This is a genomic window from Pseudomonas graminis (genome assembly GCF_004364335.1).
Classification (GTDB): Bacteria; Pseudomonadota; Gammaproteobacteria; order Pseudomonadales; family Pseudomonadaceae; genus Aquipseudomonas; species Aquipseudomonas graminis_D.
The window spans coordinates 504,229-528,232 of the sequence record NZ_SOCR01000002.1 but is presented as its reverse complement, the minus strand read 5'-3'; the positions used below and the strand labels follow the sequence as shown (position 1 = coordinate 528,232).

18 protein-coding genes and 1 pseudogene are annotated in these 24,004 nt (G+C 59.6%); 12 read left to right on the top strand and 7 right to left on the bottom strand.

The window, feature by feature from the left end:
• The first annotated feature begins 45 nt into the window (after positions 1-45).
• Positions 46-1,005 (top strand): tRNA dihydrouridine synthase, encoded by a 960-nt coding sequence (locus tag EC919_RS04805; protein WP_133771707.1) that lies wholly within the window; start codon positions 46-48, stop codon positions 1,003-1,005.
• Positions 1,006-1,120: 115 nt separating this feature from the next.
• Positions 1,121-1,564, top strand: a complete 444-nt coding sequence (locus tag EC919_RS04800; protein ID WP_133771705.1) for an Hsp20 family protein — start codon at positions 1,121-1,123, stop codon at positions 1,562-1,564.
• A gap of 407 nt (positions 1,565-1,971) precedes the next feature.
• Here the strand turns inward: EC919_RS04800 and EC919_RS04795 are convergent, their stop codons facing one another.
• A complete protein-coding gene (locus tag EC919_RS04795; RefSeq protein WP_133771703.1) occupies positions 1,972-2,859 on the bottom strand; it encodes a LysR family transcriptional regulator in 888 nt (295 codons plus the stop codon).
• 155 nt (positions 2,860-3,014) lie between these two features.
• Between EC919_RS04795 and leuC the strand changes: the two genes are divergently transcribed.
• The 4 genes from leuC to asd all read left to right on the top strand — a co-directional run bounded on the left by leuC (position 3,015) and on the right by asd (position 7,543).
• Positions 3,015-4,439 (top strand): 3-isopropylmalate dehydratase large subunit, encoded by a 1,425-nt coding sequence (leuC, locus tag EC919_RS04790; protein ID WP_133771701.1) that lies wholly within the window; start codon positions 3,015-3,017, stop codon positions 4,437-4,439.
• A gap of 10 nt (positions 4,440-4,449) precedes the next feature.
• Positions 4,450-5,094: a 3-isopropylmalate dehydratase small subunit gene (gene leuD / locus EC919_RS04785; RefSeq protein ID WP_133771699.1), complete on the top strand. Its 645-nt coding sequence runs from the start codon at positions 4,450-4,452 to the stop codon at positions 5,092-5,094.
• 172 nt (positions 5,095-5,266) lie between these two features.
• Positions 5,267-6,349: a 3-isopropylmalate dehydrogenase gene (gene leuB, locus EC919_RS04780; RefSeq protein ID WP_074885033.1), complete on the top strand. Its 1,083-nt coding sequence runs from the start codon at positions 5,267-5,269 to the stop codon at positions 6,347-6,349.
• 81 nt (positions 6,350-6,430) lie between these two features.
• Positions 6,431-7,543 (top strand): aspartate-semialdehyde dehydrogenase, encoded by a 1,113-nt coding sequence (asd, locus tag EC919_RS04775; protein WP_065986059.1) that lies wholly within the window; start codon positions 6,431-6,433, stop codon positions 7,541-7,543.
• Positions 7,544-8,550: 1,007 nt separating this feature from the next.
• On the opposite strand, the gene EC919_RS04765 is transcribed toward asd, so the two are convergent.
• Positions 8,551-9,696 carry an acyltransferase family protein gene (locus EC919_RS04765; RefSeq protein WP_166650486.1) on the bottom strand — a complete coding sequence of 382 codons (1,146 nt, stop codon included), beginning with the start codon at positions 9,694-9,696 and terminating at the stop codon, positions 8,551-8,553.
• 394 nt (positions 9,697-10,090) lie between these two features.
• Between EC919_RS04765 and EC919_RS04760 the strand changes: the two genes are divergently transcribed.
• The 4 genes from EC919_RS04760 to EC919_RS04745 all read left to right on the top strand — a co-directional run bounded on the left by EC919_RS04760 (position 10,091) and on the right by EC919_RS04745 (position 14,579).
• Positions 10,091-11,107, top strand: a complete 1,017-nt coding sequence (locus tag EC919_RS04760; protein WP_133771692.1) for a 2-dehydro-3-deoxygalactonokinase — start codon at positions 10,091-10,093, stop codon at positions 11,105-11,107.
• A 1-nt stretch (position 11,108) separates the two neighbouring features.
• Entirely contained in the window at positions 11,109-11,744 is a 636-nt protein-coding gene (locus tag EC919_RS04755) for a 2-dehydro-3-deoxy-6-phosphogalactonate aldolase (RefSeq protein ID WP_133771690.1), read from the top strand.
• An 83-nt stretch (positions 11,745-11,827) separates the two neighbouring features.
• On the top strand, positions 11,828-12,976 hold the full coding sequence (dgoD, locus tag EC919_RS04750) for a galactonate dehydratase (protein WP_065986272.1): 1,149 nt from the start codon (positions 11,828-11,830) through the stop codon (positions 12,974-12,976).
• Positions 12,977-13,265: 289 nt separating this feature from the next.
• Positions 13,266-14,579 carry an MFS transporter gene (locus EC919_RS04745; RefSeq protein WP_133771688.1) on the top strand — a complete coding sequence of 438 codons (1,314 nt, stop codon included), beginning with the start codon at positions 13,266-13,268 and terminating at the stop codon, positions 14,577-14,579.
• Between the two features lie 206 nt (positions 14,580-14,785).
• Here the strand turns inward: EC919_RS04745 and EC919_RS04740 are convergent, their stop codons facing one another.
• Positions 14,786-15,100: a DUF7693 family protein gene (locus EC919_RS04740; protein WP_133771686.1), complete on the bottom strand. Its 315-nt coding sequence runs from the start codon at positions 15,098-15,100 to the stop codon at positions 14,786-14,788.
• 116 nt (positions 15,101-15,216) lie between these two features.
• On the opposite strand from EC919_RS04740, the gene EC919_RS04735 reads away from it, so the two are divergent.
• Positions 15,217-16,038, top strand: a complete 822-nt coding sequence (locus EC919_RS04735) for an NADPH-dependent oxidoreductase (RefSeq protein ID WP_133771684.1) — start codon at positions 15,217-15,219, stop codon at positions 16,036-16,038.
• A gap of 226 nt (positions 16,039-16,264) precedes the next feature.
• Here EC919_RS04735 and EC919_RS04730 read toward each other — a convergent pair whose 3' ends face one another.
• The 4 genes from EC919_RS04730 to EC919_RS04715 all read right to left on the bottom strand — a co-directional run bounded on the left by EC919_RS04730 (position 16,265) and on the right by EC919_RS04715 (position 22,598).
• Positions 16,265-18,553: a DEAD/DEAH box helicase gene (locus tag EC919_RS04730; RefSeq protein ID WP_133771682.1), complete on the bottom strand. Its 2,289-nt coding sequence runs from the start codon at positions 18,551-18,553 to the stop codon at positions 16,265-16,267.
• Positions 18,528-19,823: an ATP-binding protein gene (locus tag EC919_RS04725; protein ID WP_133771681.1), complete on the bottom strand. Its 1,296-nt coding sequence runs from the start codon at positions 19,821-19,823 to the stop codon at positions 18,528-18,530. The genes EC919_RS04730 and EC919_RS04725 overlap by 26 nt, the downstream gene beginning before the upstream one ends.
• Positions 19,820-22,258, bottom strand: a complete 2,439-nt coding sequence (locus EC919_RS04720) for a TerB N-terminal domain-containing protein (protein ID WP_133771679.1) — start codon at positions 22,256-22,258, stop codon at positions 19,820-19,822. Before EC919_RS04720 ends, EC919_RS04725 begins: the two co-directional genes overlap by 4 nt.
• Positions 22,259-22,322: 64 nt before the next feature.
• Positions 22,323-22,598 (bottom strand): hypothetical protein, encoded by a 276-nt coding sequence (locus EC919_RS04715; protein WP_133771677.1) that lies wholly within the window; start codon positions 22,596-22,598, stop codon positions 22,323-22,325.
• Positions 22,599-22,726: 128 nt separating this feature from the next.
• Between EC919_RS04715 and EC919_RS04710 the strand changes: the two are divergent.
• Positions 22,727-23,178 (top strand): annotated as a pseudogene (locus EC919_RS04710) (thiol-disulfide oxidoreductase DCC family protein).
• Positions 23,179-24,004 lie beyond the last annotated feature (826 nt).

Sequence of the window (24,004 nt, the reverse complement as noted above, 5' to 3'; positions counted from 1 at the left end):
GCCGGCCTCTGCGTAAACTGCCTGACTTTTTTTCGAGTGTGACCCATGCAAATTGCCCTGGCGCCCATGGAAGGCCTGGTCGACGACATCTTGCGCGACGTGCTGACGCAAGTCGGCGGCATCGACTGGTGCGTGACCGAATTCATCCGGGTGACCGAGCGCGTGCTGCCGGAGCATTACTTCCACAAGCTCGCCTCCGAGCTGTTGCAGGGCTCGAAAACCCGCGCCGGCGTGCCCTTGCGTGTGCAACTGCTGGGTTCAGACCCGGTGTGCCTGGCGGAGAACGCAGCCTTTGCGGCCGAGTTGGGCGCGCCGGTCATCGACCTGAATTTTGGCTGCCCGGCCAAGACCGTCAACAAATCCCGGGGCGGTGCGGTGCTGCTCAAGGAGCCGGAGCTGCTCCACACCATCCTCAGCCACGTACGCCGCGCCGTGCCTGCGCACATTCCGGTCACCGCCAAGATGCGCCTGGGCTATGACAGCACCGAGCCAGCCCTTGATTGCGCCCGGGCGCTCGAAGCGGGCGGCGCGGAACTCATCGTCGTCCACGCTCGCACCAAGGTCGACGGTTATAAGCCGCCGGCGCATTGGGAGTGGATCGGCAAGATTCAGGACGTGGTGAAGATTCCGATTATCGCCAACGGCGAGATCTGGACCGTCGACGACTGGCGCCGCTGCCGGGAAATCTGCGGGGCCCGGGACATCATGATCGGTCGCGGGCTGGTGGCGCGTCCGGACCTGGGTCGGCAGATCGCCGCCGCGCAAGCCGGGCGTGACGTCATCCCCATGACCTGGGCCGAATTACAGCCGCTGCTGCGGGATTTCTGGCTGCAGGCCATGGCCAAGATGACCCGCGTCCAGGCACCGGGCCGGCTTAAGCAATGGGTGGTCCTGCTGACCAAAAGCTACCCCGAAGCGACCGTCCTCTTCGATGCCCTGCGCCGCGAAACCGATTGCGAACGGATCAGCCGGATGCTCGGTGTGAGCGTGCCGGAAGCCGCCTGAAAATTTTTTTTGAAGGGCTCTTGAAACGCAAATGGCCGTCCCTATTTTGGGATTACGCGATGCCGAAGGCGGGTCGCGGAGATAACCACTTGCTGATTTATCAGGAGATTTTCAGATGACTACTGCATTTTCCCTGGCTCCACTGTTCCGTCACTCGGTTGGGTTCGACCGCTTCAACGACTTGTTCGAGTCGGCGGCGCGTAACGAGTCGGCCAGCAGCTACCCTCCCTACAACGTCGAGAAACACGCTGATGACCAATACCGCATTGTCATCGCGGCGGCGGGTTTCCAGGAGGAAGATCTGGAGCTGCAAGTCGAGAAGGGCGTACTGACCGTCACTGGCAGCAAACGCGAGAACACCGCGGAAGGCGTGACCTTCCTGCACCAGGGCATCGCCCAGCGTGCGTTCAAGCTGTCGTTCCGCCTGGCTGACCACATCGAGGTCAAGAACGCTGCTTTGGCCAATGGCCTGCTGAACATTGATCTGTTGCGTCTGGTGCCTGAAGAGGCCAAGCCAAAACGCATCGAAATCAATGCACAGAAAACCCTGACTCACTGATCCCGAGTCAGCTTGAGAAGGCGCCCTGCGGGGCGCCTTTTTTGTTTCTGTCGCGTGCTCATCGTGAGTGTCGCGCCGATCAGCATTCACGATTGCCGCGCAGCCCATCGCGGGCAAGCGCGCTCCTACGCCCTCCGGGCAGAATCAAGGGCTCGACCTGGCACCCGGCCAATCCCTGATCCCCGCAAAACCTGTGGGAGCGCGCTTGCCCGCGAATGCAGTCATCCAGATGACGCAGCGCAGAATGGCCCACCGCGTTCGCCAGCAAGCCGGCTCCTACGGATCTCGCGATCAGCCACGACTGATCATTTTCCGAAAACCGGTGTAGGAGCCGGCTTGCTGGCGAATGCGGTCTGTCAGCCGCCTGAGTGGGTGAGGTTGGACGGGGTTCGCCATCGAGCGCGCGCCTACAATTGCTCCAACCCAGCGGCCTGGGCATCCAGCAGCGCCATGAACGCCCGCGCGGCATTTGAAAGCGTGCGCTCGGTGTGGACGATATACCCCAGATGGCGCCGTAACTGGACACCCGGCAACGGGATGGGGGTAACCTGCTCGTCGAGCATGGTCCGGGGCAGCACGCTCCACGCCAGGCCAATGGACACCATCATCTTGATCGTCTCCATGTAGTTGGTGCTCATGGCGATATTCGGCTTCAGACCCTGCGCCTCACACAGCTCGCTGACGATGTGGTGAGTGAAGGTGTTCTCGCCCGGAAACACTGCCGGGTAGCGGGCCAGGTCGGCCAGGCTGACGTTGGCCTGGGTTGCCAGCGGGTGTTCGGGCGCGGCGACGAAATCCAGTGGGTCGTCCCAGACCTTCACGGCTTTCACCAGAGCGTGGGGCTCGGGCGCCAAGGTGATCACCGCCAGCTCTGCGCGGCCATGGAGGATTTCTTCGTAGGCCACTTCCGAATCGAGAAACTGAATGTCCAGCGCGACGTCCGGGTAGGTCTTGGTAAACGTCCTTAATAACGTAGGCAATCGGTGCAGACCGATATGGTGACTCGTCGCCAGGGTCAAGCGCCCGGTGACTTCCCCGGTCAGGTTGGTCAGCGCCCGACGGGTGTCGTCCAGCACGTTGAGAATCTGATAGGCCCGGGGGAGCAGGGCGCGTCCGGCTTCGGTCAGGCTGACCTCGCGGCCCAGCCGATCAAACAGCCGCACGTCCAGTTGCTGCTCCAGACCGGCGATGCGCTTGCTGACCGCCGGCTGAGTCAGGTGCAGGCGCTCGCCAGCCGCCGAGAAACTGCCCATCTCGGCGATGGCGATAAAGGCATTGAGATTAGCCAGATCCATCTCGGATTCCTGTTGGTTATGCAAAGCATGAAAAATATGAATTTGAGTTATTTAAGCATATTCCATAGCATCACCCCCACAAGCCAAGGGTCTTTACGGTGTCATTGCGACATCGGCGGCCGGGGCATAGAAATACGCTGATGAGGAACCGTCTGATGGCCGGCAAAACGCTCTACGACAAGCTCTGGGATTCGCATTTGGTCAAGCAGCGCGACGATGGCTCCGCGCTGCTTTACATCGACCGTCACATCATCCACGAAGTGACCTCGCCTCAGGCTTTCGAAGGCTTGCGCCTGGCCCGACGCAAACCATGGCGCATTGACGCCAACGTTGCCACCGTCGACCACAACGTGCCGACCACCCCGGACCGCAAGGACGGCGTCGACGCCATTGTCGATCAGGTGTCGCGCTTGCAGGTCAAGACACTGGACGACAACTGCGACGAGTACGGCATCACCGAATTCAAGATGAACGACATCCGTCAGGGCATCGTTCACGTGATCGGCCCGGAGCAGGGCGCCACCTTGCCGGGCATGACCGTGGTCTGCGGCGATTCGCACACCTCCACTCACGGCGCGTTCGGCGCGCTGGCCCACGGTATCGGCACTTCCGAGGTTGAGCACGTCCTCGCGACCCAGTGCCTGGTCGCCAAGAAAATGAAGAACATGCAAGTGAAGGTCGAAGGCAAGCTGCCGTTCGGCGTCACGGCCAAGGACATCGTCCTGGCCATCATCGGCAAGATCGGCACCGCCGGCGGTAACGGCCATGCCATCGAATTCGCCGGCAGCGCCATCCGCGACCTGTCCGTCGAAGGCCGCATGACCATCTGCAACATGTCCATCGAAGCCGGCGCCCGCGTCGGACTGGTGGCGACCGATGAAAAGACCATTGCCTACGTGAAGGGTCGTCCTTTCGCGCCGACTGCCGAGCAGTGGGACGCAGCCGTCGAAGCGTGGAAGGACCTGGTGTCCGACGACGACGCGGTGTTCGACACCGTGGTCGAGCTCGACGCGACCCAGATCAAGCCGCAAGTCAGCTGGGGCACCTCGCCTGAAATGGTCGTGGCCGTGGATCAGAATGTACCCGATCCGGCGCAGGAAGCCGATCTGGTCAAGCGTGGCTCCATCGAACGCGCACTGAAGTACATGGGCCTGAAGGCCAATCAGGCGATTACCGATATTCAACTGGATCGCGTGTTCATCGGTTCCTGCACTAACTCGCGGATCGAAGACCTTCGCGCCGCGGCGGACATCGCCAAGGGCCGCAAAGTGGCGTCGACCATCAAGCAGGCGATCGTCGTGCCGGGTTCGGGTCTGGTGAAGGAACAGGCCGAGCGGGAAGGGCTGGACAAGGTCTTCATCGAAGCCGGCTTTGAATGGCGCGAGCCGGGCTGCTCGATGTGCCTTGCAATGAACCCGGACCGCCTCGAGAGCGGCGAGCACTGCGCCTCGACCTCCAACCGCAACTTCGAAGGCCGTCAGGGTGCCGGTGGGCGTACTCACCTGGTCAGCCCGGCGATGGCGGCAGCGGCAGCGGTCAACGGCCGTTTCGTCGACGTTCGCACCATGAGCCAGGCATAAGGAGCCCCGTATGAAGCCTTTTACCCAACACACCGGCCTGGTCGCTCCGCTGGATCGCGCCAACGTCGACACCGATCAGATCATCCCCAAGCAGTTCCTGAAGTCGATCCGCCGGACCGGGTTCGGGCCGAACCTGTTTGACGAGTGGCGCTACCTCGACGTGGGCCAGCCGTATCAGGACAACAGCAAGCGCCCGCTGAACCCGGATTTTGTGCTCAACGCCGAGCGTTATCAGGGCGCCAGCGTGTTGCTGGCCCGGGAAAACTTCGGCTGCGGCTCGAGTCGCGAACACGCCCCGTGGGCGCTGGAAGAATATGGCTTTCGCAGCATCATCGCGCCGAGCTACGCGGACATCTTCTTCAACAACAGCTTCAAGAATGGCTTGCTGCCGATCATCCTGAGCGAAAGCGAAGTCGATGAGCTGTTCAAAGTGGTCGAGGCAACCCCGGGTTATCAGCTGAACGTGGACCTGGAAGCGCAGACCGTGACCCGTGAAGACGGCAAGGTCTACCGCTTTGAAATCGACGCCTTCCGCAAGCACTGCCTGCTCAACGGCCTGGACGACATCGGCCTGACCCTGGTGGACGGCGAGGCGATTGCCGCGTTTGAGAGCAAACATCGCGCAGCGCAGCCGTGGCTGTTCAGGGATGCCTGATTGATGCGCGCCCTGTAGGAGCCGGCTTGCTGGCGAACTCAGTGTGCGAGGCGACGCGATGGTGACTGAAAAGACGCATTCGCCAGCAAGCCGGCTCCTACAGACGGCATAGCACCTGCTTACATAATCGGCGCTTTTAAAGCGCCGATGCACTTATTGAAACGAGGACGTTATGAGCAAGCAGATTCTGATTCTCCCAGGTGATGGCATTGGTCCGGAAATCATGGCCGAGGCGGTCAAGGTGCTGGAACTGGCCAGCGAGAAATATCAGCTGGGTTTCGAACTGAGCCACGACGTCATCGGCGGCGCGGCCATCGACAAGCATGGCGTGCCGCTGGCAGATGAGACCCTTGAGCGCGCCCGCGCGGTTGACGCCGTGTTGCTCGGCGCCGTGGGCGGCCCGAAATGGGACGCCATCGAACGCGACATCCGCCCGGAGCGCGGCCTGCTGAAGATCCGCTCGCAACTGGGCCTGTTCGCCAACCTGCGCCCGGCGATCCTTTATCCGCAATTGGCAGATGCCTCCAGCCTGAAGCCCGAAATCGTCGCTGGCCTGGACATCCTCATCGTTCGCGAGCTGACCGGTGGTATCTACTTCGGCGCACCGCGCGGCACCCGCGAACTGGAAAACGGCGAGCGTCAGTCCTACGATACGTTGCCGTACAGCGAAAGCGAGATTCGCCGCATCGCCCGTGTCGGCTTTGACATGGCCCGCGTGCGTGGCAAGAAGCTCTGCTCGGTGGACAAGGCCAATGTGCTTGCCTCCAGCCAGTTGTGGCGCGAGATCGTCGAGCAGGTCGCGAAGGATTACCCGGACGTCGAACTCAGCCACATGTACGTCGACAACGCCGCCATGCAACTGGTCCGCGCACCGAAGCAGTTCGACGTGATCGTCACCGACAACATGTTCGGCGACATCCTCTCCGACGAAGCGTCGATGCTCACCGGGTCCATCGGCATGCTGCCGTCGGCGTCGCTGGATTCGAACAACAAGGGCATGTACGAGCCCTGCCACGGTTCGGCGCCGGACATCGCCGGCAAAGGCGTGGCCAACCCGCTGGCGACCATTCTGTCGGTGTCGATGATGCTGCGTTACAGCTTCAACGAACACACCGCCGCCGATGCCATCGAGAAAGCCGTCAGCCTGGTGCTGGATCAGGGCCTGCGCACCGGCGACATCTGGTCCGAAGGCAATGCCCGGGTCGGGACGCAGGAAATGGGCGATGCCGTAGTCGCCGCGCTGCGCAATCTGTAATATCTCGGGCCCACGACTGTCAGGTTGAGCCCTGTGGCTCTCTGCGGTCGGGGCCCCACTTTTAATTAAGGTGTAGTTGCGATGAAACGTGTAGGTCTGGTCGGTTGGCGCGGGATGGTCGGTTCCGTGCTCATGCAGCGCATGCTGGAAGAGCAGGATTTCGATCTCATTGAGCCGGTTTTTTTCACCACCTCCAACGTCGGCGGCCAAGGCCCGTCGGTGGGCAAGGACGTCGCGCCGCTCAAAGATGCCTACAGCATCGACGAGCTCAAGACCCTGGACGTGGTGCTGACCTGCCAGGGCGGCGACTACACCAACGAAGTATTCCCCAAGCTGCGCGAAGCAGGCTGGCAGGGTTACTGGATCGACGCGGCGTCGTCCCTGCGCATGCAGGACGATGCGGTGATCATCCTGGATCCGGTCAACCGCAAGGTCATCGACCAGCAGCTGGACGCCGGCACCAAGAACTACATCGGCGGCAACTGCACCGTCAGCCTCATGTTGATGGGCCTGGGCGGGCTGTTCGAGGCCGGTCTGGTGGAGTGGATGAACGTCATGACGTATCAGGCCGCTTCCGGCGCTGGCGCGCAGAACATGCGTGAGCTGATCAAGCAGATGGGCGCGATCAATGCGTCGGTGGCCGACGAGCTGGCGAACCCTGCGAGTGCGATTCTGGACATCGACCGCAAGGTGGCGGACGCGATGCGTGGCGAGGGCTTCCCGACCGAGAATTTCGGGGTACCCCTGGCGGGCAGTCTGATCCCGTGGATCGACAAGGAGCTGCCGAACGGTCAGAGCCGCGAGGAGTGGAAAGGGCAGGCGGAGACGAACAAGATTCTGGGCCGCTTCAAGAGCCCGATTCCGGTGGATGGTATTTGCGTGCGCATCGGTGCGATGCGGTGCCACAGTCAGGCGCTGACGATCAAGCTGAACAAGGATGTGCCGATCGCTGATATCGAGGGGATGATCAGTCAGCACAACCCGTGGGTGAAGCTGGTGCCGAATAATCGCGAAGCGAGCATTCAGGAGCTAAGCCCGACGTCGGTGACCGGGACGTTGAATATCCCGGTGGGGCGTTTGCGCAAGTTGAACATGGGTTCGCAGTATCTGGGCGCGTTTACTGTGGGCGATCAGTTGTTGTGGGGCGCGGCCGAGCCGTTGCGTCGGATGCTGCGGATTTTGCTAGAGCGGTAATTGCCCGGCGGCCCTGCAGCGTGACTTAGTACGCCAAGTTCAAGAGCGTCTGCCTAGGGGCAGACGTTTCGCCTTCGGCGAGTTACTTGGAAAAGCACCCCAAGTAACCAAGGGTGCTTGCTCTCGGTTTGGCCCCTCCTGCGTCGGGGTTCCTTCACTCCGGCCCCGCTCCGTGGGCCCGCTGCCATCCGCCATCCATGGCGGGGGGCAGCTCTCGCCGCATCCATGCGGCTCGACCCACTCCGCGAGACCTCCGTTCAGCCTGCACCCAAGTCGCGATTGGCGGCGTCTGGACTTTTTGCGTATGAAGATCAAAAGCAGATAAAGGCTGACGGAATCCAGTGTAGGAGCGCGCTTTCCCGCGATGGCGTTCTGTCAGTCACACAGATGAAGCTGACCCACCATCATTCGCGGGCAAGCGCGCTCCTACAATTGATCTTCATCCGCCGCACGGTTTGGCGTCGAATCCGATCGTTCCCACGCTCTGCGTGGTAATGCCGCCTCGGACGCTTGGCGTCCTGCAGAGTATGCGCATCAAGCCAGCGATCTGATGCGGAGCGTCACAGGATGCATTCCCACGCGGAGCGTGGGGACGATCAACAATCAATAAGGGGGCCGGTTCATTCGCCATCAATTTCGCGCCGTGCCCATTGACGCTTTCCCGGCTAAAGCCGGTCCCACTGAATGCATGCGGTGTCCTGTAGGACCGGCTTCAGCCGGGAAGCTGTTGATCTTGATCTTCCTACGCAAAAAGCCCGAACACCGCAAAACGCGACTTGGGTGCAGGCCGAACGCAGACGACGCGCAGTGGGCCGAGCGGCATGGATGCCGCGAGAGCGCCGTCAGGACATGGATGTCCGTTCGGCGCGGGCCCACGGAGCGTCGTCGGAGTGAGGGAACCCCGAGGAACGAGGGGCCAAACCAGGAGCAAGCACCCTTGGTTACTTGGGGATGGTGCGACTTTCGACTTTTCCAAGTAACTCGCCGAAGGCAGAAACAATCTGCCCCTAGGCAGATGCTTCTGATCTTGAATTTGACCTTGATCTTAAGACAGCAGCAAACCGCACGCCCGGCACCTCGATATACCGATGCGCCACCATCGAAACCACCACAACCGCCACGACCACCAACAGCATCAACAGATTGTCGTTCAACGCACTGCCCGTACTCAGATACCTTACCAGCGACCCCGGAATCTCCCCTGGCTTGTCCACCAACAGCGGATAACCGCCAAACTTCGCCGCCAGCGTCAGCCCGGTCGCGACCACGAAAATTACCGCCGCATGGGTCAGGTAAATCGACAGCCACAACGTGCCCAGCGCCGGAAACACCCGCACCTGCAACAGCCGCGAAACCACCCCGGCCTCCCAGGCGAACACCAGAATCGCCAGGCAAAACAGCAACGCCAGCTCTATTGTCAGCGGGGCTTCGCCGTCCACCATCAGCCAGCCGATGGTCGCCAATACCCCCACCTCAAGCACACTGCCCAGCACCCCCCCCGGTGCGAAATTCCGCAGACGCGCGTACAGCCGATACGTCACCGTGCCCGCAAAAAAACAGGCTGCGCCCCACAACACATAGCGCGTCAGCAGATCGGAATCCGCGAACAGCCCGACAAACGCCAACCCGCCCAGCAGCGTAAAAATCGTCCGCGCCATCCCCGGCAGCGCGTAGCAGATCAGCCCGAAGATCAGCCACAGATAAAACGCGACGCTGACCCACCACGACGGATAGTTGAAGGACAGCGCATTGAAGCCCGGCCACCACGCCTGGATCAGCAACAGATTGGGCAGGATCTCCCCAGGCGCCCGGTCACCACTGAACGCCGGGAAATTCAACAGCAGACCATAGCGTTCCAGCACCAGCTTCAAACACTCGAAACCGATGAAGAACAACAACACCGCGATGTGCAGCGGCATGACCCGGCAGGCGCGGGCAATCATGAAGTCGCCCAGTTGCCGCGGGGTGTTCAGCGTGCCGACGTAGCGCCGGTACAGCAGAAACCCGCTCAAGGCGAAGAACAGACCGGCGAACTGGCTGGCGTTACGGAAAAACGACAGCTCCGTGATGCTTCGCTCGATGTGCGAGTGATGAACAATCAGGGTCAGGGCGCAGAGACCGCGCAGGCTGTCGAGCACGGGGAATCGCTTCATCTTGAGGATCCTTGTTTCAGATGAGTTAAGCGTGCGGGCACGCGAACAGGCGCCGGCAGGCGTGCAGGGCAGAGAGCGAAAGGGTGGGGCATACAGAAAAGTTACCACCTTCGGCGCTGAGGCTGATGAGTGGTAGGAGCAGTATGAAAAACAGAAGGTGACGCGCCGCAGGCTGGGTTCAAAAGCTAACACGGTGTTCGTGAAAGTTTTGCCAGCGACGGGCATCAGTATGCCCGAACCGCAAATCCGTTCGGAACAGGTAATCGTCGAAATATCCCTGCCCGAAAACGGTAAATCCCGATATATGGGATTGCGCGTTATATATTGAGATTATTAGCGCAACCGGTTTATAGTCCGCTCCGCATTCACTCATTAATAACAATCAGGTGAAGCCATGCAGGCGCAATTGATCGCGCTCGACTGGGGGACGACCTCCCTTCGCGCGTATCGACTCGGCGAACACGGCCGGGTACTGGAACAACGTTCGCTCAGCGCGGGCATCATGCAGCTGCCATCGACACCTCGTTCGATCAGCGGGCAGCAGGTTTCCAACGGATTCGAACTGGCGTTTGACGAAGCCTGTGGCGACTGGCTAGACGCCGAACCGACGCTGCCGGTGATTGCCTGCGGCATGGTCGGCAGCGCCCAGGGCTGGCGCGAGGCGGTCTATCAGCAGACGCCCGCCAGCGTCGCAGCGCTTAGCTCTGCGCTGGTCACGGTGCGCAGCGTGCGCGGCGTCGACGTTCACATCATTCCCGGCATCCTGCAGCGTTCCGAGCTGCCCAACGTGATGCGCGGCGAAGAAACCCAGGTCCTCGGCATTCTCGACTCGCTGCCCGCCCGCGAAGCCACAAAACCCCTGTTGATCGGCCTGCCCGGCAGCCACTCGAAGTGGGTGAGGGCGGTGAACGGCCGAATCGAGCATTTCGATACCTTCATGACCGGCGAGGTCTACGCCGCGCTGTCCAGCCATACCATTCTCGGCCGCACGATGCAGCGCAGCGACACGTTCGACGCTGTAGCCTTCGACCGAGGCGTGGCGGTGTCGCGGTCGGCCAACGGCGCGGCGGGTCCGCTGTCGACCATCTTCAGTTGCCGGACCCTCGGCTTGACCGGCGTGCTGTCCGGCACCGCGCAATCCGATTACCTCTCCGGCCTGTTGATCGGCCATGAAATCGTCGCGCTGGCGCAATTGCTGCGCCAGACCGACGCAAATTTGCCCGCCGTGATCCTGATCGGCAGCGACGCCCTGATCGCCCGCTACCGGCGCGCCCTTGATGCCAACGGTTTTGCCCAGGTGACCCTGGCGGAGCAGGCCACCGAGCGTGGCCTCTGGCAGGTGGCGGTGCAGGCCGGTCTGATTCAATCTTCCTCTTCGGCCGCTGCCCGGCCCCTTCATGTAGAGAACTGACATGCTCAAGCAAGCCCTCGTGCAAAACGGCCTGGTCGCGATTCTGCGCGGCCTGCGCCCCGAAGAAGCGCCGGCCATCGGTGATGTCCTGTACACCGCCGGTTTCCGCGTCATCGAAGTGCCGCTCAATTCCCCGCAGCCGTACGACAGTATCCGCTTGCTGCGTCAGAGCTTGCCCGCCGATTGCCTGATCGGGGCGGGCACGGTGCTGACGCCGGAGCAAGTGCGCCAGGTCAAGGAAGCCGGCGGCCAGGTCATCGTCATGCCCCACAGTGATCCCAAGGTGCTGCGCGCGGCCAAGGCCGAAGGCCTGTTCCTGTCCCCGGGCGTGGCGACGCCGACCGAAGCCTTCGCCGCGCTGGCCGAAGGCGCCGACGTGCTGAAAATGTTCCCGGCCGAGCAAATGGGCCCTGCGGTGGTCAAGGCCTGGCTGGCGGTATTGCCGGCCGGCACGGCGTTGATTCCGGTGGGCGGCATCACCCCGGACAACATGAAAGTGTTCCTCGACGCCGGCGTGTCCGGTTTCGGCCTCGGTTCGGGGCTGTTCAAGCCCGGCATGAGCGCCGACGACGTCGCCAAGAGCGCCAAGGCCTACGTGAACGCCTGGAACCAGCACAAGCCTGCCAACAATCAGTGAATGACCCGCTCGTTGCGCCATCGAGGCTGTGTTTTTGAGCAAGTGCGCTAACAGCATGTGTTTTTGAATAAGAGAGACAAGACATGAAAATCACCAAACTCACGACGTACATCGTTCCGCCGCGCTGGTGCTTCCTGAAAGTCGAGACCGACCAGGGCGTCACCGGTTGGGGCGAGCCTGTGGTCGAGGGCCGCGCCCACACCGTGGCCGCAGCGGTTGAGGAGCTGTCCGACTACCTGATCGGCAAAGACCCCCGCAACATCGAAGACATCTGGACCGTGCTGTATCGCGGCGGCTTCTACCGAGGCGGCGCCATTCACATGAGCGCGCTGGCGGGTATCGACCAGGCGCTATGGGACATCAAGGGCAAGGCACTGGGCGTGTCGGTCAGCGACCTGCTCGGCGGCCAGGTGCGCGACAAGATTCGGGTGTATTCGTGGATCGGCGGCGACCGTCCGGCTGACACCGCGCGTGCAGCGAAAGAAGCGGTGGAGCGTGGCTTCACCGCGGTGAAAATGAACGGCACCGAAGAGCTGCAGTTCCTCGACACCTTCGACAAGGTCGATCTGGCCCTGGCCAACGTTGCCGCCGTGCGTGATGCGGTGGGCCCGAACGTTGGCATCGGCGTCGACTTCCACGGTCGTGTGCACAAGCCGATGGCCAAGGTGCTGATGAAAGAGCTGGACCCGTACAAGCTGATGTTCATCGAAGAGCCAGTGCTCAGCGAGAACTACGAAGCGCTGAAAGAACTGGCGCCGTTGACCAGCACGCCGATTGCCTTGGGCGAGCGTTTGTTCTCCCGTTGGGATTTCAAGCGCGTGTTGAGCGAAGGCTACGTCGACATCATCCAGCCGGATGCTTCCCACGCCGGCGGCATCACCGAAACCCGCAAGATCGCCAACATGGCCGAAGCCTATGACGTGGCGCTGGCCCTGCATTGCCCGCTGGGCCCGATCGCGCTGGCCGCGTGCCTGCAACTGGACGCCGTTTGCTACAACGCGTTCATTCAGGAGCAGAGCCTGGGCATTCACTACAACGAAAGCAACGACCTGCTCGACTACATCAAGAACCCGGAAGTCTTCGACTACGACAAGGGCATGGTGAAGATCCCGAACGGGCCGGGCCTGGGCATCGAGATCAACGAAGAGTACGTCAAGGAACGCGCCGCCATCGGCCACCGCTGGCGCAACCCGATCTGGCGCCACGCCGACGGCAGCTTTGCCGAGTGGTGATTGCCCTGTGCTGACTGACAGGTGTTGAACCTGGAGGGGTCGGCTTGCTGGCGAACGCGGTGGGTCAGGCGCTGCGTTGGTGAATGATGAATTGCGTTCGCCAGCAAGCTGGTTCCTACAGAGCAGTGTTCATGCCGCTGCATGCTGATCGCCCCTGCGCTCTGCGTGGGAATGCATTTCCCGACGCTCCGCGTCGGCCGCGGTGTTCCCACACGGAGCGTGGGAACAATCGCAACAAAGCCTGCAAAAAACTCCAGACCTCAGATAACCATAAAAAGAGGCACTTCCCATGCGCACACAGACTGTGACCCAGGCGCGGGCGACCACCGCCACGCCGACCCGCAAACGCTTTTTCATCATGGTGCTGCTGTTCATCACCGTGGTGATCAACTACCTCGACCGCAGCAATCTCTCCATCGCCGCGCCCGCACTGACCAGCGAGCTGGGCATCGACCCGGTGCACGTCGGCCTGATCTTCTCCGCCTTCGGCTGGACCTACGCCGCCATGCAGCTGCCCGGCGGCTGGCTGGTGGATCGCGTGCCGCCGCGCATCCTTTACACCGTGGCGCTGGCGCTGTGGTCCATCGCGACCATTTTCCTCGGCTTCGTTGGCAGCTTCATCGGCCTGTTCATTTTGCGCATGGCCGTCGGCGCGCTGGAGGCCCCAGCCTATCCGATCAACAGCCGGGTCGTCACCGCCTGGTTCCCGGAAAAGGAACGCGCCACCGCCGTCGGCTTTTACACCTCCGGCCAGTTCGTCGGCCTGGCGTTTCTGACCCCGGTGCTCGCGTGGCTGCAGACCCGGTACGGCTGGCACATGGTCTTCGTGGCCACCGGCGGCGTCGGCGTGCTGTGGGCGGCGATCTGGTACATGGTGTATCGCGAACCGCGTGACTTCAAAGGCATCAACCAGGGCGAGATCGACCTGATCAAGGACGGCGGCGGCCTGGTCGACATGCAGACCGATGCCTCGGAACGCGAAAGCGGTTTCAGCTGGCAAGACCTCGGCATCGTGCTGACCAAGCGCAAGCTGTGGGGCATCTACCTGGGCCAGTTCTGCCTGAACTCGACGCTGTGGTTCTTCCTCACCTGGTTCCCGACCTACCTGGTCAAATACCGCGGCATGGATTTCATCAAGTCCGGCCTGCTGGCGTCGCTGCCGTTCCTCGCGGCGTTCGTTGGCGTGCTCTGCTCGGGTTTCTTCTCCGACTGGCTGATCCGTCGCGGCCACACCGTCGGCTTCGCCCGCAAGACGCCGATCATCGCGGGTCTGCTGATCTCGACCTCGATCATCGGCGCCAACTACGTCGACTCAACCCCGCTGGTTATCGCCTTCCTGGCGCTGGCCTTCTTCGGTAACGGCCTGGCGTCGATCACCTGGTCGCTGGTCTCGACCCTCGCCCCGGCGCGGCTGTTGGGACTGACCGGGGGCACCTTCAACCTCATCGGTAACCTTGCGGCGATCGCCACCCCAATCGTGATCGGCTTCCTGGCGTCGGGTGATTCCTTTGCGCCGGCGATCACTTACATCGCTGTTCTGGCGCTGCTTGGAGCGCTGTCCTACATCCTGTTGGTGGGCAAGGTGGAACGCATCGAGTTGTGATGACCCTGTCGATACGTAATGAGGGACGTCAATCACTTGCCCGTGACGAACCTTTACCTGAGTGCGCTTCCTTGGGAGCTGCGCTCAGGGCGCATATTTACTCTTTCCTGGAGTCGCAGGTCGTTCGGGCTGATGTTGCTTTTTAAATTGTCACCGAGGACCACCTGGCCCGAGCGCTCCAGGTAAGACCGTGCTTGAAAGTTTGTCTACATCGAAGAGAGCAACCTTTCGAGCTCGCGGTGTTCCCACGTCCTCAGCAGCTCCACCGGATCAGTACCGAACCGTTTGGAGGAGTCAAAGGTATAAGCCCTGCCTTCCGGGTTGTGGCAGCTGTCGCAATAATCGAGTGTGTCGCAATCGTTGTAAAACGTGATCACCCACCCATCGGTTTCGACTGTCATCAGGCCGCAGTAAATATCTCCCCACGAGTGTTCGCCTATGCGGCGCATCGATCGCACCCCCAGGGCGATTTCCCGCAGGACTTGATAGGTTTCGCGCGCGGTGAGTGGGTTTGCAGGCAAACGGACATACCTTCGTGGCTCTGGCTTTCGAGGAGTGGGTGCATGAAGATTTCTTGCTGAGGCATGCGGCGCAGGCATCGATTTGATAGCCTCCGCTCACCTTTTGGAGAGTGTTCATGACTACCAACAACCAGTTAAAGATGGCGGCTCGCTATGGTGAGCCAGCTGCATCAGCGCTCCTCGCCTGGAACGATATCGTCGATCAACTCCTCGACCATCGCAGCGTCCGCGCATTTACTGCAGAGCCATTGCCTGAAGGCGCAGTCCAGACGCTCATCGCCGCCGCGCAATCTGCGTCAACCTCGTCAAACCTGCAGGTCTGGAGCGTTGTCGCTGTACAGGATGCTGATCGAAAGTCACGACTCAGCGCGCTCGCTGGAAATCAGGCCTATATCCGACAAGCGCCTCTGTTCTTTGTATGGCTTGCCGATTTGTCCAGAGTCACGCGCGTCGCCGAGCAGCAGCATGCAGAACTGGAAGCACTTCCTTACCTCGAAAGCCTGTTGCTCGGAACGATTGATGCTTCCCTGGCTGCGCAGAATGCGGTCGTGGCGCTCGAATCCCTGGGGCTTGGAAGTGTGTACATTGGCGCCATCCGCAATGACATCGAGGGCGTTGCGAAGGAGCTTGGACTGCCTCCACACGTCTACCCCGTATTCGGCCTTTGTGTCGGTTATCCCTTCAAGGAATTGCCGGCCAAGGTCAAGCCGAGGCTTCCTCAGAGCGCGGTTCTTCATTACGAAACATACTCAGTTGATCAAGAGCCTGAAGCGATCGCCGAATACGACCAGCGCTTAGGGGCTTTCTATCAGCGCGAGGGCATGAAGGCATCGGGCTGGTCGGAGCAGGTCGTCAATCGGTTAAGCAGCGTCGCTAATCTTCATGGCCGCGAACGACTTGTTGAACAGATGCTGCGAATGTGTTTCGGTCTTCGTTAACCCGTTGTTCGTCATAAGCGAAAGCGTGGCGATGAGGTCGCCCTGTCATGGGTAGGGGCTCCGCCTGATCGGCACCACGAAGGCATGGCGGAGCCAGGTGAGGGCGGTGAGAGCGCGACGCTTGAAACGCTTTCGGTCGCTCGAGTCGCCAAACTTCCCACCCTCGTTAACCCCAAGCGCACACGCTTTATCCGCAGCCATCGCCTTCAGTAATCGAGTACTGATGCTAGTGAACGGTTGTGCTTTCAAACGTGCTTCCACCGTGAAGCCACCGAGTACTGAACAACGTTGCGAACTCGACCGCGCCTTTGAAGTTGAGCTGAGACGATGCATAGGATTTCATGAGCAGCGAGCGTGGCAATGCCCAGTCCCATTTTTCCTTGATGAGATTCTCGACGCCTTCCAGCAGTGATTCGATGTCGTCCGGGTCTAGCTCAGCGATCTTGGCGAGCGCGTCAGCGACATTCTTTTGTGAGCCGCCAACCGACAACGCAAGGCCTGAGCTCTCGCACGCCATTCCTACGTGGTTGAACATGAGTACCAGAGCGTCGTTGGTTTGGTCACCACGCCAAGTCACTAGATGAGTTTTCGAGTCAGAGCCGTAGGTGAATTTGTTTGCCAAGCCCAGTGAAAAGAATGACTTCCGGGCCTCGCTGAGCAATTCCTGCGCCTTGCTGTCGATGAAGGGGCAGGGCGTCGTTTCGGTCAGTACGGCTCGCATTTCCTCGCGGACATGATCGTGCACCATCGCACCAAGGCCATCGAACTGTGGAGGCTGACCGCCCCGTGCAGCAGTGACGACGATCACCTTTTTTTCAATATCGACATCGAGTACCCGCCAGCGCCGGCCACCAAAGATGATTCGCTGGCCTTTCATCAGAGGCCTGCTGACAGGTACCGAGCCAAGCGGTTTGCCTTCCCGTACCAGCCTGAACTCTTCGTCGCTGGTGAAAGCACTGTAGAACTCGTAGTGGTTGATCAGCCGTTCCCCGACTTCCCCTGGAAGCAACAAACCTGAGCTGTCTTGCACAATCAATTTCTTCTCGCCGAGACCTTTCAGTAGGGAGAAGAAATCAGTCTTGGAAATACTTTTGAATGTCCCGCTTCCAACAAGACCACCCCACAGTTGAGCAGCGCTGGCGCCTCCTTGCTGTGCGATCACTGACAGAATCTGTTGCACCAGAGTCGAGGCGTGCAAACCCTCAGCCCTGGGCGGCTCGAACCAGTTGCCAATCAGTAGCCTGATCATCGCGATGCTCTGGACGAGGTTCTGGCGTAGCAGGTCTGACAATAAAGACTGGTCAGTCAGCTCCCGTTCCTGACAGTAGGCCCGGAGAGTGGCGGGTTCGTCGTTGCGGCGGCCTGACCTGCCTAGGCGTTGACGCAGGCTTGCAACCGATGGAGGCGAACCTATCTGGACAACTGTCTTGATGTTGCCGATGTCTATTCCAAGCTCCAGGGTGGTGGTGCAGACGGCGGTTGCTGGAGGTGTGCCTGCTTTGAGCGCACGCTCCGTGTCTTCTCGAAGGTCTTTCGAAAGGCTGCCGTGATGAGGCAGGAATTCGTTGGGCATACCGCTGATTTCGCAGAGGCGACGTAGGCGGTCTGCGTACCACTCCACCTCCTGCCGACTGTTCGGGAAAACCAAATTGTTACTGCCGCGCAGCACCTTGTACATGTGTGCGGCGATGGCATGCCTGGAGCCGGACTCGTCTTCTTCCTCCTCTTCCTCACGGTTCTGATCAGGGTCGGCATTCGGTACTTCGACAGCACGCAACTTTTGCATCGGCGGCATCATATAGCCGCGCACTTGCACCTGAAGATTCTGGCCAGATGATTTCGATTCAATCACCTGCACCCGCTCTGGGTGCCCGGGCCTGAGAAACTCGCTCGCCAGCGACATGTCTCCCAGCGTGGCGGACAAGCCGACTCTCGGCAGGGTTTTTCCGGCTACAAGCTCGACTCGCTGCATCAATGACTGGAGCTGCTTGCCACGCTCGCTGCCAATGAAGGCATGCAGCTCGTCGACCACGATGTAACGCAGGTTCTGGAACAGGGCCATCAGGCTGGAGCCTCTGTTGACGAACAGCGCCTCAAGGGACTCTGGGGTGATCAGCAAGACGCCATTAGGAGACCTGAGAAACTTGTGCTTTTTGCTGGCAGACACATCCCCGTGCCATGCGACGACAGGAAGATCCAACTGCTCACAGAGTCGACTCAGCCTGTCCCATTGATCGTTGATGAGTGCCTTTAGTGGGCTGATATAGAGGACGGCCCCAGCTGGGTCTTGGTGCTCCATCAGGTTAGTGAGGATGGGCAGGAATGCGGCCTCAGTTTTCCCCGCAGCTGTTGAGGCGGCGATAATCACATCCCGATCAGCATCCACCAGCGCGGAAATTGCCCATTCCTGTGCGTCCCTTAACGCTGTCCATCCCTGGGCCCAGACCCACTGTTGAATGTCGGGGTGCAGGCGCTCGAAAGATGAGGATTCAGAGTTTGAAGGTTGTGAGCTCATCGTCTGCCTCAACGCTTAAATCCTGCTTGCCACCCTCATCCTGGGCAACCTGAACGGCCCCCACCAAGGCGCGCCAGTCCGCTCCAGGGTTCTGCTCCAATACCGCGAGCAGGTTGATGAAGGCTGTGATGGTTGTGCGTGGAGTGCGGAAGTAGGCCTCACCCAACCGTTGGTTACAGTGCGCCATGAACGCAGGGATCGCCTCGTCAGGCATCAGGTATTTGCCCGGGTCACCGTAGGCATAAACGTTACGCAGCTTTTGAAGCAGTACGTAGAAGTCTTCGGGAGTCAGGCTGCTTAAGCGGATGACCGGCCCCGACAGGTCGATCAATCCAGATTTGGCGAACGTGTTTTCGGCAAGCCGGGATTGCAAGGCGGGGTAGCTATAAAGTCCACGCCGGGTGTCCATCAGAAACTCAGGCGTACCGCCGAGGACGAAGCCAAGGCCCTCGGTCGAGCCTTGCAGGGAGTCATTCAGAATCCGCAAGATCTGCTCGTAGTTGGCGTTGCGTGCCTGAGTGTTCGCGAGCTTGTATAGATTTACGAGCTCGTCCAGGCAAATCATGAGGCCGCTAAACCCCGCCAGGCGTACGAACCGCGACAGCAACTTCAACTGATCGTAGACCGATGCGTCATCAATGATGGTTCGGACACCGAGCGCCGCACGTGCATCTGTTTTGGTAGTGAACTCGCCCCGAAGCCACCGGATGGCATCCGCCTTGAGCTGCTCGTTGCCTTGTTCAAACCCTTGGCAGTACTTGGCAATGACGTCAGCGAAGTCGTAGCCGTTCACCATCTCAGTGAGATCGGCGAGGAATTCTCTAATCACGACTTCACTCTCGACGCCTCGGGTTTTCGCTTCCGATTTTGCCTGAGAAATGAATTTTTCAACGATACCCTGCAGCGCACCACCGTCCGGTTTCGTCCGGGTGGACATGTTTTTAGCAAGCTCTGCATACAGTGAGCGTGCTTGTCCGCCTGAAGCATGCAGCCGGCGATCCGGGTTTAAATCGGCGTGCATTGTGACCAGCTTTCGCTCCATCGCAATGCCCCGGACAAGGTTAAGGAAAAAGGTTTTCCCGGCCCCATATTCGCCTACAACAATCCTAAAGGCGGAGCCGCCGTCGGCGAGCCGATCTATATCTTTGAGAAGGGCGTCGAGCTCACCCGCTCGACCCACCTGAATAAGATGCTGGCCCGCACGAGGGACTACACCGGCTCGCAATGACTGGATGACCGCATCGCGATCCTTTGGGCGTATCGTGCTCATAGGGCTAATTCTTCCAGGATATCCGGGTTGATCTCGATGGGGTCATCCCCCTCAGAGACGGGCATGTCGAACCGCTCAAACGCCATGTCGTTGATTTGCTCAAGAGCGCCATCCAGCATGAGCTCCATATCTGTGGCCACATCTTCCAGCTCTTGGCGGCTCCATTCGCGGCGTGACACGATCATTCGCAGAAACGCCGAGTGCTCTGTGTCGAGCCCATGTACGGTCGCTGCATGGTCAGTGGGCTGATCTTTGAGGCTGTCCACGATGGCAGGCGGTTCTGGAAATTCATCGCTGAATACCTCGGCCAGCAACGCTGACACCACTGCCGTCTCGCGCTGGAGCTGCGCAATTTTATCCATGTCCAGATTGAAGCTTTGGGTTGCGTCAGAATTGCGTGGCATCTCAGCGTCTTGGTGGAAACCAGGCACGGCACCGAATCTCGGCGCCGTGGAGACATTTTTACCAGGGGTGAGGGCTGCGCCGTGTAAGTCTCCGTAAAGCAACTGTGGATCAAGCTCCAGTGTTTTATAGACGCGTTCCAGCAGCCGGACTTCCTGCGGCGAAACGTTTCCGTCAGCTTGAGCGAGATGAGCGAGAAACCTGGCCATGGCGCGTTTGGCATCGGCGTTCAGAGGGCTTAGCTTTTTCTTCAGGCTCGCCAGGGTAGGTGGCTGCAGAATCTGGATCTGCAAGTGGGCTTGGAGCCGTTTGCGAAGAGTTATCCCAAGATGAGTCCAGGAGTCGATATGCCTTCCCAGCAGGGCCATCTCATTGTTGGAGGTTTCCCCATCTGCCGCCGCGACCGCACTTGCTAAGTCCAGCGTCACTACTGCGGCGTGGTAGTCCAAGGTTGTCCGTACGCTCGCATCATCGTCACCTGCCGCGAACAATACGATCGTGTCCAGATTCTTGGGAGTACGGCTGCCGGACAGTACGTCCGGCTCAAAGCCGATATTCAAGGACTCGAATGCTCTCGCCAAGGCGACGATTGTTCCGCGCGGGAGAGCGCCTGCAGATCCAAACCGTCCTGCAAGAACCTCGAAGGTCATGACCAGATGCTCCTCGCCGACTTGCCGCTGCAGATCAGCGATCACATCCTTTGCTGCAGACGGCCAGAGGGCCACTGGCAGCTGCAAAATACCCTCCAGATCGGAGGCCCCTTCAGGATTGCGACCCAGGTATCTACTGTATGGGGCGAGGATAAAGGTGCATTCATCGACTATGGCCTGGAGCTTTTTGCGCGTTGCCGACGTAACGGAAACATCCGGTATGTCGCCCAGCGCCATGTCGGGAACACCCAGGCGAGAAGAGGCTGAGCGGTAGCTCGTTTTAAGCATGGTCTTGTTTTGGTTGAGCACAAGACCGTTTGGATAACGGGTGGAATACTGCGCCACGAACAGCTGTTCAAACTGATCCGCACATCTGCTTACTGAGGTGCGTCGGCTGATGTTTGGGTCTGACTTTGCCCATGCCAACGCCCACGCAGCATTTAAAGGATGCTTGTCCTGGGCCATTTGCCCCAATGCCAGCCGCAGCGACATCGGCATTTCAACGTCGGTCGATTCGAAACGAGGCGGTGCTCCTAAGTACATCTGCGGTTTCACATCCATGAGCTGGATGTGATTGAGCAAATTCAACGCGTAGTTTCGAAATGACGCGTTCTCACCGTAAAGCATCCTTAGACGCTTGACCTCTCTGACGAGGGTGGGGAGCTCAGCGCGCGCTACATCGTCCGTGAGCGAATCAACGACCGCCCGACGTTCAAGCCCGTAAAAGAAGATGAAGACGTAGCCAATATCCACATCGGGTGTACTTCGCCCTCCGGACAGCCATTGCAGGTAGCCACGCCGGGCTGCAGGTGAGATGCCGCTGTAACTGGGCCAGTAGCCGGTGATCTTTTCGGTTAGATCCACATGCGCAGCTTGTACAGGCAGCTGGCCGTTGATCAGCGAGGGCTCTTGTTTGAACGTGCGATCTGCTTTTTCAGCAAAATAGACCATGCCACCCTGAAGAACATGGCCGCTGACGGTGATGGTTTCATCCTTGCCAATCCATCGAGCTTGCGGAAAAACATCATTGGGCTTGGGGATCGTGAACTGCTGCTCAGGCGAGTTCACCCTGACCACATGGAAATCCGAGTGAGCACCGTTAGCGTTGCTCACTTCACGACTGATTTCTGATTTGAACTCGTTATTCGACAAGGTTGTAGTTTGACCTTTTGAGTCGGAGAGGATCGTATTCTTCGGGCGAGGAGGGCCGGTTGATGACGCTCTAATAGACTTCTTTACTAGCCAGATGAAGCCAGCGATCCCCGCCAAAAGCGCGACCAAGAGCCGCATTCGGGGTGGTACAGCTACGATGAGCACGACCAATATGAATATCAAGGTCGCCATGGCCGCCATGTCTGGGCTGCTTTTTTGCTTCCTTGCCATTAAGTGCTTCCATCATGATGGGCTGGCTTGGTGGCAGTATCTGCATTTTCTCACCGGACGCCAATCACCGCGCTTGCTGTCCAGCTGACGTCCCGACCAACGCGACATCACCCTCCATTGATTGCGCTGCTGCCTCGAGCTTCAAAGCCTTGAGCTCTGCCTTAAGGCCTTCGTTCATGGCTATCAAGGTATGTGCATCAGCTTTCAACCTTCGGATGTCAGACCAGGCTTCCTGCAGCTCGTCCAACAGCATCAGACACTGATGCTGGTAGCTTTCGAGCTCGGTGGGCATACCACGGTCTAAAGCGGTGTGAGCTATGGATTGAGTGGGGTGGGTCATAAAATTGCCGCCAGGAGTACGTATGTTCTCCGGTTAGAGTAGCTCCAGATACTGTATGGATCAACAGTTCAGTGACGCATTCGCTGCCGCCTGGAATGACGCCACTGTATCGCCCTAGAGTCCTGCCTATGCCTGCGTCGCTGACTCGTCCCACCCCCGCACCCTATCTGGCGCCTGATGAAACCGTCGTCTTGTTCGACGGGGTCTGTAAGCTGTGTAACGGCTGGGCGAAGTTTTTGATCCGGTATGATCACGGCCACCTTGTCCGGCTTGCCACCGTTCAATCCGAGGAAGGTCAGGCGCTGCTGGCTTGGGCAGGGTTACCAGTCGATACGTTCGATACGATGGCGTTATCCGTGATCATCACTACTGGGTGAGGTCGGATGCGTTTTTTGAGGTCATCAGTCGGTTGCCGGCCCCTTGGCCCCTGCTTCAAGTGCTGAAGGTATTCCCACGCTGGCTGCGGGACTGGGTTTATGACCGTATCGCGCTCAACCGGTATCGGTTGTTCGGTCAATACGATGTCTGCCTGATGCCAACTCAAGATCATGAGCGTCGCTTTCTAAAGAGGCAGCCATGACGCCCCCATAAAGGTCCGCAGTCCCTTTAACCAAAAACTTGCGGGCGAAATAACACCATCTAACTGCCGGCTCAGGAGGTCAAAAACTCCAATACTTGCACCACGAGATTTGCCAAGTCCACCCAGGCGCCATCATTCCACATTCGGTAAAAGGTCTCCCGACTGGGATACGCGGCGATTCCCAAGGCAGTCAATCCGATAGTCCCCAACGCCCCGCCAACGAGCCACGAGTGCACGATCAGGCCGCCGATGCCAAGTAAAGTGAGGGCGATGCCGCATAATAGGTAGCCTAGACGCAGATAGGGGAGCTTGACGTTGACTGGGGCCAAGATGGCAGCACTCGCAGTGGTAATTTGCGGAAGCTAGCAATCGGCCATCACTACGTCCATCGAGAGTTTGTAAGCAGATTTATATTCATTTCGTAGTGTCTCTGCACCCCTTCCTCGAACTACCCCCATTCATGTCGCCGTCGTAGCGCGTTTGAGCCCGCCGCACAGTTTTCGTCGACTCAAGCTGTTGGCCCTTGAACAGACTTGTCAGCGTTGCACCATCAGTTGGGTCAATTCCGCATGAGCGGCATAAGGGGGTGATCGCTGCCAGTGGTCCTTCGTTACCGACTGGCTGCAATGGGTCGAAAGCAGCGGGTCGTGCCTGACCGCTTTCGACCCGTAGCAGCCCCTTTACGCTCAGTAGCAGGCTGCCAAATTGTAAAAATAAATCCGTAACCAACGGATGGCTGGCTATTGGTCGGGTGCCGCTGGGCCAGCGACAGTTTTGTTCTTTCACTCATCGTAAAGCATTACAGTTTCTTTGAGTGCTGCCGATA